The organism is Pseudomonas sp. TE12508 (assembly GCF_056279485.1).
The window spans coordinates 245,466-261,753 of sequence record NZ_JBWCCN010000002.1 but is presented as its reverse complement, the minus strand read 5'-3'; the positions used below and the strand labels follow the sequence as shown (position 1 = coordinate 261,753).

Genomic DNA, 16,288 nt, shown 5'->3' with positions numbered 1-16,288 from the left:
GGAACGAGTCCGGTTCACCTCACAGACAGCTATCGGCCAGAAGCAGCAAATCCACAGGAACAGGGCGTATCACAAGTATCAGAAACTAATTGAGCATCAAGGCTCGCTCTCATACTTGTCCCGACCCATCACTTTGAACAAGCTTGCCGAGCCTTATAACTCTACAACTTCCATTGGCAACTACTGACCGAAGTGCTCTAGGATCATTATCAACACTTTCAGAGGCTAATACTCTTCCTCTATTATTATTAAAGAGATCCATGGATTTTTCCAAAATAGGATTCTCCGGAAAATCCTCATGCGCTGACGACCATTTCTCTGCACTGCTTAAGCCGATTGACGGATTTGATGCCATCAAAAAATTCCAGTACATATGCCTATAAGCATCTCCACTTCCATTATGCAACGAGCTTGGATCATATAAAGTACTAGACACATCTAAGGCTGTACGAGCTTCTAAAAAAACGCGCCCCCCTAAAACAGGATCCGAATTAAAAATTAATCTTTCCGCATCATTGAGCTTTGATTCAACATACGGCAAATCCGAATAATCTTGTAAGGTGACGTCTCCCCCTGAGTCAATTTTATCAATCAGTAACTTTATTTTATTCAATTCTGGCAAGTAAGCCAATCTCCACAGCGAATCACCATCATCCGCAACGGAACTAATTGATTGAATATCATACACCTGGAATAACTTTACCGTAACAATCAAATCGTTGTAATCGTCATCTGCCCCATAGGCGTCGTCAAACTCAATTACTGTGATTTTACCGTTAGCGTCTTTTTGTTCGCGCATTTTAGATGGCCGATTCTCACCAGAAAAACCAGCAATCACAATTTCAGTAGATTGAGAGACTGCACGTACCTCTCTTAAATTCTGACTGGGAACAATATTTGGGTATGGCGCATCCTTTCCGTTTCGCCGTAATGCCAATGTTGCATAATTGTATGCTCCTGCAGCACTTGCCGCCGCCACGGTAAAACCGAAGCCGGCCGGAAGCTTAATTATCGAAGTGTTACTCATGATTCAAAACCTCGCTGACCGGAACTAATAGGGAATCCATAAAATGTTTTAGGCCAATGATTCTTCGCTGATCTTCAGATTGATTACTTAACGGCTCACTTTTAACACTTTCTTTAATGTTATCGTACTGAGATAACAGAGAGTTTATCTGCGCTTTTTTCCCCAAGAGCCAATCACAATCCGTCGGTGCAAGATTAAGCTGTTTGAATACCTCTTCCGAAGCAATCTCCGTCGCGCGCTCATCAACCTCACCATCATATTTTTGTCTAAGCCGCGAAGTTCTAATTATAGAGTTAGCTTGCTGTGCAAGCGCTAAAAAACACTTAGCCTCCGTCTTCATACTCTCATCACCTTGTGACCTAGCGATAACATCAGTGGCTACATCATCGGAAATGTCGGATCTGAGAAGCGGCAGTCGAGCCCTCCAATATAAATCAATATATTCAGGCAGCTGGAAAAGTGCATCATCGCCACAGGATTTCACATTAGCAGCATACATACATCCCGAAAGCCATTCCTTCAGAGCAGATATTTTTTTATCCAACTCAAGCATTGATTTTTTAATATTGTCAGCGCCTCTAGTGCTCTCTTCAATTTGTGCAACGTAGAAAAAGTTCAATCCAGCTTTTTGAGGATCCCCTCCAAGATTACCTATCAGTTCTTCGTACGCTAAAGCCAGATCATTTTTGACACTCTGAAGCCGAAGTAATTGCCTTTGAATTTGATTTGCGCTGATCCAATAACCTACATTTGAGAGGCCAGCGAAGGCTGGAAGCGAATCATACCTCACAACTGTCATATAAATCGGGGATGGATTGGTTTTTGCCACAGTTGGTAGAGTCTTATAAGCCAATATAACACTCTCTTTGTCCGAGGGAAGCGACTGATAGTCGCCGCCATATTGCCATGTATCTATCCTCAACTTAGCTTTTTTCTTTTCTACTTCTTCCTGTATTTTTGATTTGCCATCTACCTTAAACATATCTCCAGGACCAGAAGCATTTAACGAAATCTGTAATTCTTTTTTTTCATTAAATTTTAAACTATCAAACTGCAACGTACTTACAAAAAATGCTCCTAACGCTATCTGAGCAACATAACCATCACCACACAATTTTCTAAACTGATCAAATTTTCCACTGGTGACCAGCTTCAACGCTTCCGGCTTTAAATCAATTACCGGCAACTGGCCTACTACTTTTGCACCTAGTTGTGGCGGCTGGAGATTCATAGCGCTTGTGATAAAATCAGCTTTGGCAACTACTGTAACCTTGGTTGTTGACGTCTTAGTTTCGATATCCTGCGAATATGACCCGCCACCAGAGTATCCAGCATAGTTAGCGCTAGCACTTATACTCGAACTCACCTTCCTCCAATACATCTCATCATCAGTAACTTCGGACAAGTAACTAACAGCAGAATTTACAGAACTCGACTGAATACCACCATAATCAATACAGACAACTGGCCGCCTAACTCCTTTTATCAAGTCATATCCTTCGGCAGGGTATACCAAATCGACTGGCTGCGTAGGCAATGCAACAACAAACGATTCCGCCGCCGTCAGTGACCTTATATGCTCAGGACGGGCTGCATTTGGTTTTAAAAAAGTATCGGCTCGGCCTAACTCAAAAGCCTCAGCGTTTGTCGCGAGCGCAAACACCAAAATCATTATTTTTTTAATTTTGAGGCCCTCCCTTTAACTTGATTAAAGACGGTAGATCAGAAAATAAAAAGTTTCAATTTTTCCGTTATATAAAATCGAAATACGCAATCTATCAAATAGACACATAGCAGTGACAGGCATCAAAAATAGAACTCACCGCCTGAAGTCATTTTGATCTCCCGACTATCAAGATCAATAAATAACGCCGTATATTTTTATCGGAGCTAGATCTTACACACCACAGATAACATGAGGCGTGCCTATTAGACGTCTAAGTATTAACGCAGCTTGACTGGCGGTCCATTGCCCCTTCCCGGCTGTTTGAGATCAACCAGGTCAACCTTGGATCTACCATATCGAGCCTTTGTACTGAGTCGAGCAGCACGGATCAGCCGATGTCGCCTTGGTCGAATGCGGTCATTGCAATGACTTTCGAGGAAAGCGTAGATAGGGATTCGAACCCCTTCAGGTGGACGCCAAGACCGCTACAGGCCTCATAATCAGGCCTTACGGACGAGTCGGCGTGGCCTAAAGCGGCCTATTGCGGCTCCCGTTCTGCCCTAAAAATGCCCTAAACCTTTCGCCTTTTGAAAAATCAAACCGAATCTGTGATCGAACAAAGCAAAGGCTTTCGTGCTACCCGCTACCGCTTCAGAACCTATCTAGGTCGCTTCCCCTCCACGAAGGCGTGAAAATCTTCGTAGGAGATGGGAATCTTATTGTGGAGGAAGGTACGAGACGCGTGTTGATAGAAGTTCTGGGGAGACTTCACAAATTTTTTGGCTTTGGCACGTTCTGCTCTCACCAAATCCCGACTCCGGTATCCGGCTTTCGCAACCTGGTTGCTCACGATCTGTTCGACGATCTCGCTGCGGCCCGCTGCGTTGAAGCTCATAACCATAAACGTTGCCAGGGTTCTGTAGAACCACTCGCCGCTGTGAAACAACATGAGCTGATCGTCAAGTGCAACGAGCCCATCTTGGAGGTCCCCAGATTTCACTGTCGCCTTGTAGAAGCCCATTATGACGTCTTGAAGCTGGCCAGCTCGTATCACATCCTGCGCTGCTATGACAAAGTTGAAGGGACAGGGGGCTGTGAAGTTGACGAACTTAGATATCTCGAACCCGTAGCACGCCGCAAGAACGATTCCTACGTTGTTGTTAGTGGCTTGGTTGATTTCGGCTACGTGTCGGACCAATTCATCCCACCCCACATACTCATTACTCGCATGGACGTAGAGCCCTTTATCTGGGTCGCCATGGCACTCAAAGTGGAGCACTGGATAGAGGACACCGGATTTACATTCGGTGAGCACTGACTTCAGAGCCGCGATCATCATCTGTTTGCTTTTGATCGAGTAGTACGTGCAATAGCCTCGCCGGCCTATTTCATGGCTGTAGTCGAGGAGATCCTCGTGAAGTCGCCGCCCCGTTTGCAGCTCAGCCTCGCCAAGCGCATCAAAAATAATAAGTCCGTTGTTGCGGCAAATTGAGGTGTATGTCAACTCGTGCATGAGGATTTGGCGGCTCCGACAGAATGGCAAACACTATGCCTGTAGCCGGCGCATCGTTCCATACGCCAATTGTGCTGGGGTATGTAGCGGCTTTGGCACGGAAAGCCCGGGTTTACTAGCCGCAACGCTCATCCTCACCCGCTTGCATAAACGCATAATGGGCATTGAATGGCATAGTTTGGCGTACGGTTGGCCCCATTTTTGCCCCACATGCCCCTCCACAGGAAAAACGCAGGTGTATTCTCGCTACATTGCGCATGGGATACCGCCTGACTATCTTGTCCAGATAGACCGCGAGATCGTGGCTGAGGAGAAGGAATGGATAGTAGAATTTTGGAGCTTATAGCTGACAACTCTTTTGAGTTGGGCCTGTACGATGCAGCCGTTCGTAACCTCGCCGATATAAATAATAAATTGCGATTCAACAACTTCGCCTATGCCATGAGAGAGCTGAGTCGTCACATATTATTCCGCCTTGCCCCCGACTCAGAGGTATTACAGTGCAGTTGGTACAAGAACGTTACCAACCGCCCTCACGGGATCTCCCGAGTCCAACGCGCGATCTACGCTACCCAGGGCGGCCTGTCAGATCATTACGTACGAAACAAACTGAATCTAGACCCAACAGCGGCGCATAAAGCCCTTCAAAGCGCTATCGATGGCCTGAGCCGTTACACCCACATTGAAATGGACGTATTCGACCTAGCTCCCGATGTAGTTCAACAGCTCGCCCAAGAAACAACCGAGGCTGTCGCCGGATTTGCCGAAGTGATCAAGGCTTGCCGCAGCCATGTCATTGATGGGCTAGAGGATGCCATCCAAGACAGCGCAATTCAGGAGGTGCTTGATGACTCCCTGCCAGCTATAGATGAATTGGCGACGCACTTCTCACTCGAAGAAGTCTATGTCGACTCATCAGAGGTCACCGACATAACCCACGACACTATCCATTTCCAGGCTAAAGGATCTATCTCAGTAACTTTGCAGTGGGGATCAAACTCCGACCTTCGGAACGGCGATGGAGCGGAGCTGGACCAGACTTTTGGCTTCACCTGCAACCTTACATGCCCGTCGACCTCCCCTACACCTGAGAACCTTGAAGTTGAAGAGGACTCGGTGATGGTCGATACTGGCAGTTGGCGAGACGATCCCCGGGATGATGAATGGGATAATATTGAGCTATTACCCCCCAACACTGAGGACCAAAGATTCTAATCGATCGATATTAAATTGAATTAGAAAGGCAAGCGAACAGCTCAGACTCTAGAGATGTAATAATTTCAATCTTGTGTCCGCGCCGCATAACTTTTTGGGCAACCACCGCATCGTACACATCTTTTAAGCATCGGCAACTTATATGCCCACGGTGAAAAGTGGCATAGCTTGCCAACACCTCAGCACGCATATAGGTAAGATCGAAGGCATCAATCGCTTCTATGCAGCATGCGTGTGAGTCATGCTGCAAAAATGGGTGCTCTTCTTGCGAGACAAGAACATGAAACTGGTCTTGACCTCTAACGATATAGAATTGATTAACTTCAGAATTAATCACCAACACCAACAAACGGGGAGCAATCGACGCAACTAACAAATATTTATTCTTCGGCGGCGTGCAAAAGTCACACCACGTATACACCACCGAACCTACCTTTAGATTTCGCAGCAGCGCTTCTTCTACCCAATTCAATGCTATGAAATCCTTTTCAAAAAGTTCAGTATCTATTAGATACCAGAGCCTTCAACAACTCAGAATCATCGAGAGATTCTAATATATAATCATCAGGCATGTAATGCTTGTTTAGCTTGCGCGCTTTAGTCCACGCGTCATCATGACTCAAATCACCCAAATCTTTTGTGCGAGAAAGCTCAATAACTTCGTCAATGCACTCTAAATCAGACTCACTAAACAGCTCATCATCAAATGACCGCTTAACAACTACCTTTATCCCCTGAACACGAACAGGAGAGTCGATCTCACATACCAAACTGCCTGTCTCACGCAGCTGTTGAATCAGAGTATATGCGCGAGAGGGAACCGGCCCCTTATTCATCGCCACATAACTTTCATCAAATATAAAACGACCGAACCGCTCCATATGCATTTTATCCGCCAGATAAAACACCTTCAGAACATTATATATATTATCTTTATTTCTATTTTTTTCAGCAATATATGCGAACGCCTCAAGCGTCCGCTTTGTTTGCTCAATAGCTTTGCTATCCATAGTCATAGCCATTTTCTTCACCTCTGCGTTCCGCCCCCGATGAGGGCGCGCGTATTCTATAGAAATCGCTTGAAAAAATCTAAAAAATATTTTTCAGCTTTTCCGTTTTCGAGGCTCTGTCCAATAATGTAGCCCCATATTCGTGACCGTGTGAACCTTCCTGCATATTTCTTTTGACCGACCACAGTGCCAATGAGTTCGAGAGGCGATCCCCATCTCACCATCCACAATTGACCCAAACGGGTCCTTATCGGTGAGCGATACGAGGTAGACGTGCGCAGTACGGATATTCAGCACCTCATCCAGCGAAATCAGTGCCTCGATGTGATCGGCCGCTGGCGACGAAAAGCCGACCGGAACGAGACACAGCGGCACCTTCAAGGCGTCTTGAGTGATGGAGCCTCAAATTGAGTAGCACATGACGCAAGCCCCAAATACTGTACATACATACAGTTAACTTTTTCTGAAGACTTTGGTCAATTGATGTGGAAAAAATCTGACAGGCGGGAGAATGTGTCCCGGAGATATCTAAGCAGGCTTGCGCGCTGTTTCCCTTTTTTCAGAGATGTCCTACAGCCCTCCCCATCCTGCCTGAGGTAACGTCTCGCCCACTTCTCTGGGCAAACAAGGACGCTCATGGCTCGCAACAAGGACATACCTCGGATTGCAAACCCACCCTCAGGTGACGGCCATCTCATCACCCATCGCTATATGACAGCCACTGAGCTGGCCGAGCGGGATGCCAGGCAGAAATCCTACGACGACATGCTCAGTCGACAGCAGGCATATGAAGATCGACGTACGCAGCATCAGAAAGACAAAGGACCAACAGCTGGCTGCGTGTTCACCAAGAGCTGCGCGCTGCCAAACGGCGTGATTGATTACACCAATCCGTCCGGATTCATCCCTACCAGTGGAATCAGCGATTACGGCAATTTCACTTTGCTGGGCGGACGCGATGCCGATGCCGAAGGGCTGACGCCCCTAAAAAAGATCAGTGGCAGTAAGTTACCCAGCAGCGTGACAAACCTTGCACTCGGCGGTATCGCTGTAGGCGCGGCAACTGCATCTTGTGCTGGCCTCTGCGCGGCCGGTGGCACGATTGCAGGTGCTGGAGCCACCACAACAGTAGCGGCCAGCAGCACCGGAGCACTGACGGCCGGTGTAGTGTCTGGCGGATTGATGGGCATCGTTGCCCTGTTGTGGCCGTCGAACTTGACGGACAGCAGCCTTTACACCGAGGAACAGCTGCAATCGCTGAAGGAAGGACGAACGCGTGTTCGGTTGCATGTAGAACAGCAAGCAGATGGCACTCTCAAAGGCTACGGGTACAACACCCAAAAACGCCGCGACTGGGAAATGATCCCTGTGATTCAGTTCACGGCTCAGGGCACCCAGCAGGTGGCGGACCTCGGTGACGGCGTGACATTGATTTGGACGCCTTCGGTTGATCCGACCAACGTAACCGGCATTCCACCGCTTGAGGCACCACCACAGGCGCCGCAAATTTGGATTTATCCGCCCACCGAACAGGCGGATAACATCATCATTAATCCGATCTACCCTCCCGAATACCAGGACTTCATCCTTCTGTTCCCTGCCGACTCAGGCGTGCCGCCGCTATACGTTGTAATGAACGTCCGCAAGATTCCCGGCACCGCCAGCGGTCACGGCGAGGATACTCCAGGGATCTGGCTCATTGGAGCTGGCTCAGGCATGGGTGTTCCCATTCCTACCCAAGTGGCAGATACGCTGAGAGGCCGCAACTTCAAAAGCTTTGACGCATTCAGGTCTGCCCTCTGGGAGGCCGTTTCTGCGTCCAGTGCTGCGGATCAATTTATCCCCCAGAACGTCGACCGGATGAGAACTGGCCGAGCTCCGAGGGTGCGAAAAGCCGACCGCGCTGGAGGTAGACTGTCGTACGAACTGCACCACTTGGAAAAAGTCTCAGAGGGCGGCGGCGTTTACGACATCGATAACCTGCGGGTCAACACGCCAAAGAACCACATCGATATTCATCGGAACGAATAGCACAGCCATGACAGATACCCTTACGAAAAACAGCATCACTGAGTACACAGAAGCCGAGTTCGTCGAGCTGCTGCAGGAACTCGCCAATGAGGACGCGCAGGCCAGCACGGACGACCGAGCCGATTTGTTGCTGCTGCATTTTGAAAAAATCAGCGAGCACCCTGCTGGCTCTGATCTGATCTATTACCCGGAACCAGGTGCAGACAGCTCACCTGCCGGCGTCACAAAAATCGTGAAGCAATGGCGCGCTGCCCAAGGCTTGCCAAGCTTCAGAGCTTAAGACGAATTCACACGAAAGGTGGCCGATGGCGACGGCCACCCACCTTCCCCGCATGAGCAACTCTGCAGCGATCGGAAACTAAGCGACCGACTGCATGATTTACAGGTTTCGTGTAAAGAACAGTTTAACTGTGCATTGCAAAATATATCGACCAACTCAGTCAGAACAAGCTTCTCCAGCCACTTCCTAGGATTTTAACTACTGAACAAGCAACTAACGCCTGTGCATGTTTTCCACTTTTCGTGTAAGAAACAGACGTAGGAAACTGCTAATAAATAGTTCCCCGCAGATACGCCGCGCATACACCCAACACCCGAATCCCAATCCCCCCCGCACACACCCCCAACCCTCCAAAAACACAGCGTATACACCTTAAGCCCTAGGGCAATGTGGGCAAATTGGACACAACGGGCTTAATGGGAAGATTGGTTAAACAGGCAACTTACAACGAAGACTTTCTTCATCTTTATTTACCCCAAGGGATTGACGGCACCCAGCTTAAACCTCTAGTTTAAATAACGACCTACATCACCCACGAACACCGCGCCTCACTGCGCGGCATGTTTCTTTGCGAGAAGAAAAAATGAATGTGCTGCTTCTTCTAATGGCAACTGTCGAGTTTCTTATCAAACTCACTGAGCTGCTGCAGCTTTGGGGCATCGGTTGCCCAGGGTTCGGGCCATGGTGATCAAAACAGTCCGCCCAACGCTGCTGGCTCCCAATTCATGATCACCAGCTCGCCACTGACGTCAGCCTTCGCTTGGCGCTGGTTTGTGGTGGTGTAACGAATGTCTAAGGTTTCGAAATGAAAGCCATCGAACACCCGCCGGATGTCCGAGTGGTCGTTGATGCTGACCATCACCTTGCCTTTGCAGCGCCGCATGAAGTCGGCCATGCGCTCATAGTTCTCGAACGGAAAATCCACGCCATACCCGGCGGTCTGCCAGTACGGTGGATCCATGTAGTGGAAGGTATGGGCACGGTCATAGCGTTCGGCGCATTCAAGCCAAGGGAGGTTTTCGACGTAGGTGCCAGACAGACGCTGCCAGGCGGCCGAGAGGTTTTCCTCGATTCGCAGCAGGTTGATGGCCGGACCGGTGGTGGCGGTACCGAATGTCTGCCCGGTGACCTTGCCGGCGAAGGCATGGTGTTGCAGGTAGAAGAATCGGGCGGCGCGCTGGATGTCGGTGAGGGTTTCCGGGCGGGTCATCTTCTGCCACTCGAACACCTGACGAGAACTGAGCGCCCATTTGAACTGGCGCACAAACTCTTCGAGGTGGTTCTGCACGACGCGATACAGCGTGACCAGGTCGCCATTGATGTCGTTGAGGACTTCAACTGGCGCAGCCTGGGGTCGCATGAAGTAGAGCGCGGCACCGCCGGCAAAGACTTCAACGTAGCATTCGTGGGGTGGAAAGAGCGGAATGAGGCGGTCGGCCAGGCGGCGTTTGCCGCCCATCCAAGGGATGATGGGTGTAGACATTGAAAGCAAGACCTTTACTGTATGGATAAACAGGTGCTAGGCTCGCCGCGCTTCGTGCACGGAGTAGGAGCCTTGGCTGGACTTGCAGGGACATTCTGCAGGGACGGCGGCCGGGTTGGATGTTGACGCATCCACTCCGGCCGCTCTTTTTCACTTCGGTGTTGAGACTTCTTTGGCGTAGGCCTGACAGGCCGCCAAGGCGATCAATCCTTGGTCGCCGGTATCGGTGATGCCGATAATTCGTTGAGCATGCGCTGGGTCAAGTTGGGCTCTTGTGGCGCCATGAACCACGCCGCCGGTTGGGGTGGCGGCTGACACTGCGCCGCTACTGGCCGCAGCGGTGGCATCGAGTAGGACTGACAAGCGCAGATCAGCAGTGGCAAGACGGTCGCGGAGGCGACCTTGATCACGTTGGGCATCGCTCAGAGCTCGGTAGTGGGTTTGTTCACTGGCTGAAAGCCGCTGCTCCAGAGCCAGACGTTTGTCCTGCTCGGCTTGTTGCTGTGCTGCAGCCGCCAGAGTCTGTTGGTTGAGGCTTTCCGCCTGCAGACGGGCTTGTTGCTCCAGCTGCCGACCGTAGCGCCAGTCCTGAACCTGCCACGCTAACGCGGCAGATCCGCCGGCCAATGCGGCCAGCAGCACACCTTGGGCCAGCAGCCTATACGGTGCTGGGATCAGGTCGACGAGACGCATAGCACTGCCCTCGCCCGTTCCCACAATTGCAATCGATCCGCCAGGCCATTGAGGCCGCCGTTAATCCTGCGGGTAATCGCCTCGAACTCATCCCGATCCGCCAGGGCATTCAGCTCTCGCACCCACCAAAACCACGCGGCCGACTCGGCAGCCCATTGCGGCAGCTCGAGCAGCTCCGGGGTGCGCAGCAATCGCTCGTCGCCGAACAATGCCAGGCTGCAGCGCAGGTAGTTGTTGCGGCCGGTGATCTGAATCAGGCCGCGACCGCGATAGCGCTGACCATCACCGTCAGGCTCTGGGCTGTTGCCCAGTTTCGCGGCCAGATTGCCAGTGTCGTACTTGCTCAGGTACTGATCGCCGCCCAGTTCGCGAACGTACTGCAGTTGACCCGACTCGTGCCCGACCTGAGCCAGGAATGCGGCCTGCCGCTTCGGCGTGTTGATTTGCCGGTGGGCCATGGCGGTGTTTAGGGCGGATACAAAAACGCCCGCTTGGCGGCGGGCGTTCGGCATGATGAGTTGCAGCTGTTGCTCGGTTAAGGACATACAAACTCCAGGCATAAAAAAACCGCACTCGGCGGCTATGGATTCGTTTTCGCATTACTTCAGGGATACGACTTTGACCGGCTTCGCCTCCTTCTTCTTTTTCCTGCCCTTGGCCTTGCCGTTCTTGCCGCCATTGCATTCGACGGTGGTCGACCAGCCGGCTTGGGTGTAGACCTGCTCCACCGAGTCCGCCAGATACTCGCCATCAAGCCCGACCTTGAATCCCTGGGCATTGATCGTCCGCTCGGCAAACAGGTCCGTGCGCCCGGGCATTTCAAACCGAACATCCGCGCTCGAGCGGTTGAACGCCGCCAAACGCGCCTTGGCCGCCGATTCCGCGGCGGTCTTGTTCGGATGAATGTGCCGATCGGTATGCACCGCCGGCAGGCCGTCCGGCACGTCGTCATTGTCCAGGGAGACGACCGCGAGCTTTCCGGTCTTCTTGTTCTGGTGCTTGGTGGCCACCGCCTTGTGTGCGCTGCGATCGCCAAAGCGAAACTGCCAGCGACTGACATCACTACGGGTTAGCGTGACCGCCCCGAACGCCTTGCCGCTGGCCGTCTGCCCGCCTTGGCGGGGCATCACCAACAGCTTCCCGTCGCCGACCTTGGCGGTACAGTCGTATTGTTTGGCGAGGCGCGTGATGAAGTTGAAATCAGACTCGCTGAGCTGGTCGGCCCGGGCGACCTTCGTCGTGACCGGGCACACCGGCTGCCAGCCATTACGCGTAGCGACATCGCTGACGATCTTGGACAACGGCACGTTCTCCCAGCTACCGCTGCGGATGGTCTTGCCGCTGCCGCGCATGTCGCTGGCCTTGCCCTTGATCACGATCACATCCGGCGGACCGGATACTGTGACCTCATCCACCACATAACGCCCCAGGCGTGCCAGGGTTGTCTCGGTATAGCCCAGATAGATCTCGATGCCGATGCCCTTACGGGGCAGCGTCACCAGCCCGTCGCGATCATCAATGCGCAACTCGAACTCGTCCGACTCCATGCCGGGCTTGTCCGTGGTGCTGAGCTGCAACAGCCGATCGTTGATCAGGCTCGTGATATCGGCACCATCCGCCACGATACGAAAGATGGGCGTCATGAATTTTTTCCAAAAAAATACCCGCACAAGGCGGGCAAGAAAGTAAGGAGCTTGAAGAAATGAACGACACGAGTGTAGACCATCAATCCCATAGCGTTACCTGCTCCGTAGCGGGGGCCAGCAAATCCGGCAGGGTGATGACTACCCCGGCGCGATAGGGTTGAGGCTCGTCAGCCAACCCCTGATTGGCATCCAGCACCGCCTCGACACTGCCGACCAGATGGCCGTAATAGTTGTGACAGATGGTGTCCAACAGATCCCCGTCAGACGTTCTGCATGTCGTCGCCATAGCGTACAAACTCCAGCGTGAACCCTTGTTTGCGCGGGATGCCACCCTGCATCAGCGCGCTCTGTTCTTCTTCAATGCTCTTGAGGCACCAGTTCCCCAGCACGTCGCCATAGCCCGTCACCAGACTCAACGGTTCAAGCCTGGCGCCGATCGCGCGCAACGTGTCGAGCTGCTTCAGGCCGCCCTTGAACCCCGGAAAGATCGCGCCCTTGAGCGTGATCTTCTCGTCACCCATGCCCACGGCTTGCTGCGCCGGCCGGCGCGACAGGCGCTCCTGGGAAGCCCAGCGGAATTCGGTCGAGCGTCGCAGCTCGTCAAAGGCCGCCGTGTCGAGGTTGAAGAAATACGGCTGCGCCTTAGGGTCTTGGGGCTGGATGATCAGCAAGTGCGGGAACGGCTTCACCGCCTCCGGTGCCGGCGTCGAATCCGTGGCAAAGGCCCCGGTGGGCACGATATTGGCCAGCGCCGGACTGACCTTGCCGGCAATCTTGTTGATCGCCGTCGCCGCCTTGCTCGCCTGCTCCTTCAGCACCCCCATGCGCTCGTCAATCTGCGACAGCGCCCGGGTGGCCGTGTTGTAGGTGGCCACCACCTGCCCGACCTTGGCCTGAGCCGCACTCACCCCGCGCATGACGCGCTGCAGCTTGGCCCCCATTGCGGGGCCGACAATGGGCAGCCCCTCCAGCTCGGACGCCGCGCCGGTGATTTCCCCGATCGCGCCGTTCACCGGTCCCAGCATGCCGTCCAGACTGCGCCGGCCTGTTTCCCCGGCCGAGGCCAGGTACTTCAGCCCCGACTGTAATTGCCCCAATGCTTCCATGAGCCCTCCTGATTAAACGTGCGGTTCGTCGTAGAGCTTGCGGCCTTCCAGTTGCTTGGCGACATCGCGGTAATGCTGATCGAGAAACGGTTTGATTTGCGCATACACCGCTGCCCCGTCTTTCACATCACCATTAACCACCAGCGAAAACGGCGCCTGAATGTCCACCTTGGATTCGATCTTGGCGGGCTCCGGCCTCGCGGCCGGCGCCAGGACCTTGGCCAGCGGCCCCGCCCCGATATCAGCGCTGGCCGGCGGCAACATCATCGAGCGCGCGGCATCACCGGGCTGCGTTTCGGCAGCAGTGGCAGCGCGGGCGGGCACAGCGGCGGCCGGCGTCACCGGACCATTGCCACGGGCCATCACCAGCGACCCGGCCACTGGCGCCGCGAACGACTTGGCAATGCCACCCATCACTGGCGGAATGTCCTTGCCGGCATTGCTCATCATCAACGGACCGGCGGCCGGCATCCGCTTCAGCTCATCGGGCGTGCCAAACATCGACTTGCCGATGGCACCACCCAGCGCGTCACCGCCCTGGCTGCCGAGATACCCCCCAATCAATCCGCCGACAAAGGTGCCAATCACCGGCAACACCGCCGTACCGATCGCCGCACCAGCGGCGGCACCGGTCAGCGTGCCCGCGAGCCCACCCGCTGCCGCGCCGTAGCCCTCGGCTTTCTCGTCCCGCGTCTCGGCGTTCTGATAGGTGTCATAGGCCTTGTAACCAGCTTCAGCGACGGCAAGTACCGCCGCCCCTTTGACCACCGCACCGACACCACCCCCACCACGCACGCCGCCGCCCTTGCCGCCCGCCCGGCCTTTCTTGCCCTTTTTGCCTTCGCCACCGGCATCGAGGTCGCCGCCATCCAGCCCGCCGGCACCACCGGCCGGCATATTGGTGACGATCACCTTTTGCGGGATGTTGGGATTGCCCATCAGCGAGCCGCGCCCGAGGTTCATCAGGCCCTTGGCAATCTTGAAGCTGCTCATGGCGGTCTGAAAGCCGATCACGGCCGCGACGGCCGCACCGATGCCCGTCACCAGCCGGGGTGACTCATCGGACAGTTTGGCGAGGCCTTGTGTGACGGAGGTCACCCCGTCGACCACTGCGTCAGTCACCGGCCGAAAGGCATCACCGATACCACGCATGGCGTCGTCGATGCCCTGAACCATTTCCGCCTGTTTCTGCGCGGAGGACTGCCGGCGTTCCTCAAGGTTTTTGTCGAGAATCCCCGTGGCGCTGGCCGACTCGCTTTTCAACTTCGCATACAGATCCTTGTTCTGCATGTACGCGGTCAAGGCACCCTTGACCTGCATGTCGGCGAACAGGTCGCCGGTGCGCAAGGCTTTCTCCAGGGAAGCAATCATGGCCTTGGCTTTTTCCGGATCGGTCTCCTGGCTGATCTTGGCCGTAGCTTCCGCCATGGCGGCGGCCTTCTTCGGATCGGTCGCCGCGATGTATTTTTGCGCCAGCTCAAAGCTGGATTCCAGCGTGGACTTGCCATTCTGCAGGCCGGTGTTCATCGAGCCCTGATAATCGATCCCGGCCTTTTTGTAGGCCTCGACCGTGTCACCCGAACCGATTTTTTCCATCCAGTTCTTGAGGTTGTTCGCCGCCTCGTCCGAGCCGCCGGCGGTCTTCATTTGCACCTGAAGCATCGCGCCCAGTTGCGTGACCGAATCCATCCCAGTGATGCCCAGCTTGCCCATGCCCGCGAGCAATTCAGGGAACCAGCGCGCCATATCGGCCGCCTCGAAACTGCCCGCCTGCCCTTGGTAGGCGATCGCCTCTAGCGCCTTCTGCATCATGGCCGGATCGGTGATTTTGGCGTTCTGCCCCAGAGCGTTGATCATGCGCGCGGTTTCGCCGCCATCCGAGCCCTGGCCCACGGCGAACTTGGCCGCCGTCGGGGCATATTGCAGGGCCTTGTCCAGCTCCATGCCGGCTCCCACCAGCGCGTTGACCACCTCGGCCACCTGATTGCGCGCCATGCCGGTGTCGCGAGAAGTGTCGATCACCGTCTGGGACAACTTCGCTTCTTCAGGCTTGTTGGCAATATTCGACTTGATCGCAATGTCACGAATGATCGCGCCGTAGTCCGCGCTGATCTTCGCCGGGAGCGCCAGCGCGGCCGTGCCGGCGACCGCCTGGCCGACACTGCTTCTCAGGCGCTGCTTGCCCTCATCGAGCTGATGGTGACCTTTGGCTTTCAGCTCAGCCTTGGCCGCCATCTGCCCCATGGTGTTGTAGGCCTTGGCCAGATTGCGGACTTCAACGCCTTGCTTCTTCAGGCTGCTGAGATTGCTTTCCAGCTGTTTCAGCAGTGCGCCGGCGCCCTTCTCGCCCGCCATGTGTGCCTTGCGCCATTCATCGCGCAACCGCATGGTGTCGCCAATGGTCTTTTCCAGCACCCGGGCTTTTTTGCCTTCGGCCTCCAAGCGCTTGATGCGACTGGTGACATCCTTGAACGCTGAACCCACGGTGGAGCTGACCGCCCCGCCAATGACCAGGCCGAGCGCGAGTTTGTTCGCCATGTACTTGCCCTATACGTCGGGTCGATCAAACAGCGGCTCAATCCGTGAGCCACCAAACCATCTCATCAAAGGGCATGGCC

Annotated in this window: 15 protein-coding genes; 3 read left to right on the top strand and 12 right to left on the bottom strand. The window is 54.0% G+C overall.

The genetic code is table 11. The annotated features are described in order from the left end of the window. Positions 1–109 precede the first annotated feature (109 nt). The 3 genes from ACZ9IM_RS03495 to ACZ9IM_RS03485 form a co-directional block, all read right to left on the bottom strand. Positions 110–1,027, bottom strand: a complete 918-nt coding sequence (locus ACZ9IM_RS03495; RefSeq protein ID WP_476223387.1) for a DUF6973 domain-containing protein — start codon at positions 1,025–1,027, stop codon at positions 110–112. Then, positions 1,020–2,699 carry a hypothetical protein gene (locus ACZ9IM_RS03490; protein WP_476223386.1) on the bottom strand — a complete coding sequence of 560 codons (1,680 nt, stop codon included), beginning with the start codon at positions 2,697–2,699 and terminating at the stop codon, positions 1,020–1,022. The genes ACZ9IM_RS03495 and ACZ9IM_RS03490 overlap by 8 nt, the downstream gene beginning before the upstream one ends. Before the next feature lie 652 nt (positions 2,700–3,351). Continuing rightward, a complete protein-coding gene (locus ACZ9IM_RS03485) occupies positions 3,352–4,206 on the bottom strand; it encodes a hypothetical protein (protein ID WP_476223385.1) in 855 nt (284 codons plus the stop codon). A gap of 318 nt (positions 4,207–4,524) precedes the next feature. On the opposite strand from ACZ9IM_RS03485, the gene ACZ9IM_RS03480 reads away from it, so the two are divergent. Then, complete coding sequence (locus ACZ9IM_RS03480; RefSeq protein WP_476223384.1) at positions 4,525–5,421, top strand: pPIWI-associating nuclease domain-containing protein; 897 nt, start codon at positions 4,525–4,527, stop codon at positions 5,419–5,421. Positions 5,422–5,431: 10 nt separating this feature from the next. On the opposite strand, the gene ACZ9IM_RS03475 is transcribed toward ACZ9IM_RS03480, so the two are convergent. Both ACZ9IM_RS03475 and ACZ9IM_RS03470 read right to left on the bottom strand, forming a co-directional pair. After that, on the bottom strand, positions 5,432–5,893 hold the full coding sequence (locus ACZ9IM_RS03475) for a hypothetical protein (protein ID WP_476223383.1): 462 nt from the start codon (positions 5,891–5,893) through the stop codon (positions 5,432–5,434). A 25-nt stretch (positions 5,894–5,918) separates the two neighbouring features. Then, complete coding sequence (locus tag ACZ9IM_RS03470) at positions 5,919–6,443, bottom strand: Panacea domain-containing protein (RefSeq protein WP_476223382.1); 525 nt, start codon at positions 6,441–6,443, stop codon at positions 5,919–5,921. A gap of 624 nt (positions 6,444–7,067) precedes the next feature. On the opposite strand from ACZ9IM_RS03470, the gene ACZ9IM_RS03465 reads away from it, so the two are divergent. Both ACZ9IM_RS03465 and ACZ9IM_RS03460 read left to right on the top strand, forming a co-directional pair. Further along, positions 7,068–8,462, top strand: a complete 1,395-nt coding sequence (locus ACZ9IM_RS03465) for an S-type pyocin domain-containing protein (protein ID WP_476223381.1) — start codon at positions 7,068–7,070, stop codon at positions 8,460–8,462. Between the two features lie 7 nt (positions 8,463–8,469). Next, positions 8,470–8,742 (top strand): bacteriocin immunity protein, encoded by a 273-nt coding sequence (locus ACZ9IM_RS03460; RefSeq protein ID WP_476223380.1) that lies wholly within the window; start codon positions 8,470–8,472, stop codon positions 8,740–8,742. Between the two features lie 688 nt (positions 8,743–9,430). Here ACZ9IM_RS03460 and ACZ9IM_RS03455 read toward each other — a convergent pair. The 7 genes from ACZ9IM_RS03455 to ACZ9IM_RS03425 form a co-directional block, all read right to left on the bottom strand. Beyond that, a complete protein-coding gene (locus tag ACZ9IM_RS03455; protein WP_476223379.1) occupies positions 9,431–10,225 on the bottom strand; it encodes a DNA adenine methylase in 795 nt (264 codons plus the stop codon). 150 nt (positions 10,226–10,375) lie between these two features. Next, positions 10,376–10,918, bottom strand: coding sequence for a lysis protein (locus tag ACZ9IM_RS03450; protein WP_476223378.1), 543 nt, complete (start codon positions 10,916–10,918; stop codon positions 10,376–10,378). Then, entirely contained in the window at positions 10,900–11,463 is a 564-nt protein-coding gene (locus ACZ9IM_RS03445) for a glycoside hydrolase family 19 protein (protein WP_476223377.1), read from the bottom strand. The genes ACZ9IM_RS03450 and ACZ9IM_RS03445 overlap by 19 nt, the downstream gene beginning before the upstream one ends. Before the next feature lie 54 nt (positions 11,464–11,517). Further along, positions 11,518–12,561, bottom strand: a complete 1,044-nt coding sequence (locus ACZ9IM_RS03440) for a phage late control D family protein (RefSeq protein WP_476223376.1) — start codon at positions 12,559–12,561, stop codon at positions 11,518–11,520. Between the two features lie 82 nt (positions 12,562–12,643). After that, positions 12,644–12,850, bottom strand: coding sequence for a tail protein X (locus ACZ9IM_RS03435; protein ID WP_123720933.1), 207 nt, complete (start codon positions 12,848–12,850; stop codon positions 12,644–12,646). Beyond that, positions 12,825–13,670 carry a phage tail protein gene (locus ACZ9IM_RS03430; RefSeq protein ID WP_476223375.1) on the bottom strand — a complete coding sequence of 282 codons (846 nt, stop codon included), beginning with the start codon at positions 13,668–13,670 and terminating at the stop codon, positions 12,825–12,827. Before ACZ9IM_RS03430 ends, ACZ9IM_RS03435 begins: the two co-directional genes overlap by 26 nt. 12 nt (positions 13,671–13,682) lie before the next feature. Continuing rightward, the gene (locus ACZ9IM_RS03425; protein WP_476223374.1) at positions 13,683–16,208 is read right to left on the bottom strand and encodes a phage tail tape measure protein; all 2,526 of its coding nucleotides are present in this window, start codon (positions 16,206–16,208) and stop codon (positions 13,683–13,685) included. Between the last annotated feature and the right edge of the window lie 80 nt (positions 16,209–16,288).

Excerpts from the sequence above, each read along its gene's own strand:
- ACZ9IM_RS03460 (WP_476223380.1), top strand. The coding sequence starts at position 8,470 with ATGACAGATACCCTTACGAAAAACAGCATCACTGAGTACACAGAAGCC.
- ACZ9IM_RS03425 (WP_476223374.1), bottom strand. The coding sequence starts at position 16,208 with ATGGCGAACAAACTCGCGCTCGGCCTGGTCATTGGCGGGGCGGTCAGC.
- ACZ9IM_RS03430 (WP_476223375.1), bottom strand. The coding sequence starts at position 13,670 with ATGGAAGCATTGGGGCAATTACAGTCGGGGCTGAAGTACCTGGCCTCG.
- ACZ9IM_RS03465 (WP_476223381.1), top strand. The coding sequence starts at position 7,068 with ATGGCTCGCAACAAGGACATACCTCGGATTGCAAACCCACCCTCAGGT.
- ACZ9IM_RS03450 (WP_476223378.1), bottom strand. The coding sequence starts at position 10,918 with ATGCGTCTCGTCGACCTGATCCCAGCACCGTATAGGCTGCTGGCCCAA.
- ACZ9IM_RS03435 (WP_123720933.1), bottom strand. The coding sequence starts at position 12,850 with ATGGCGACGACATGCAGAACGTCTGACGGGGATCTGTTGGACACCATC.
- ACZ9IM_RS03480 (WP_476223384.1), top strand. The coding sequence starts at position 4,525 with ATGGATAGTAGAATTTTGGAGCTTATAGCTGACAACTCTTTTGAGTTG.
- ACZ9IM_RS03490 (WP_476223386.1), bottom strand. The coding sequence starts at position 2,699 with ATGATTTTGGTGTTTGCGCTCGCGACAAACGCTGAGGCTTTTGAGTTA.
- ACZ9IM_RS03495 (WP_476223387.1), bottom strand. The coding sequence starts at position 1,027 with ATGAGTAACACTTCGATAATTAAGCTTCCGGCCGGCTTCGGTTTTACC.
- ACZ9IM_RS03485 (WP_476223385.1), bottom strand. The coding sequence starts at position 4,206 with ATGCACGAGTTGACATACACCTCAATTTGCCGCAACAACGGACTTATT.
- ACZ9IM_RS03470 (WP_476223382.1), bottom strand. The coding sequence starts at position 6,443 with ATGGCTATGACTATGGATAGCAAAGCTATTGAGCAAACAAAGCGGACG.
- ACZ9IM_RS03455 (WP_476223379.1), bottom strand. The coding sequence starts at position 10,225 with ATGTCTACACCCATCATCCCTTGGATGGGCGGCAAACGCCGCCTGGCC.
- ACZ9IM_RS03445 (WP_476223377.1), bottom strand. The coding sequence starts at position 11,463 with ATGTCCTTAACCGAGCAACAGCTGCAACTCATCATGCCGAACGCCCGC.
- ACZ9IM_RS03440 (WP_476223376.1), bottom strand. The coding sequence starts at position 12,561 with ATGACGCCCATCTTTCGTATCGTGGCGGATGGTGCCGATATCACGAGC.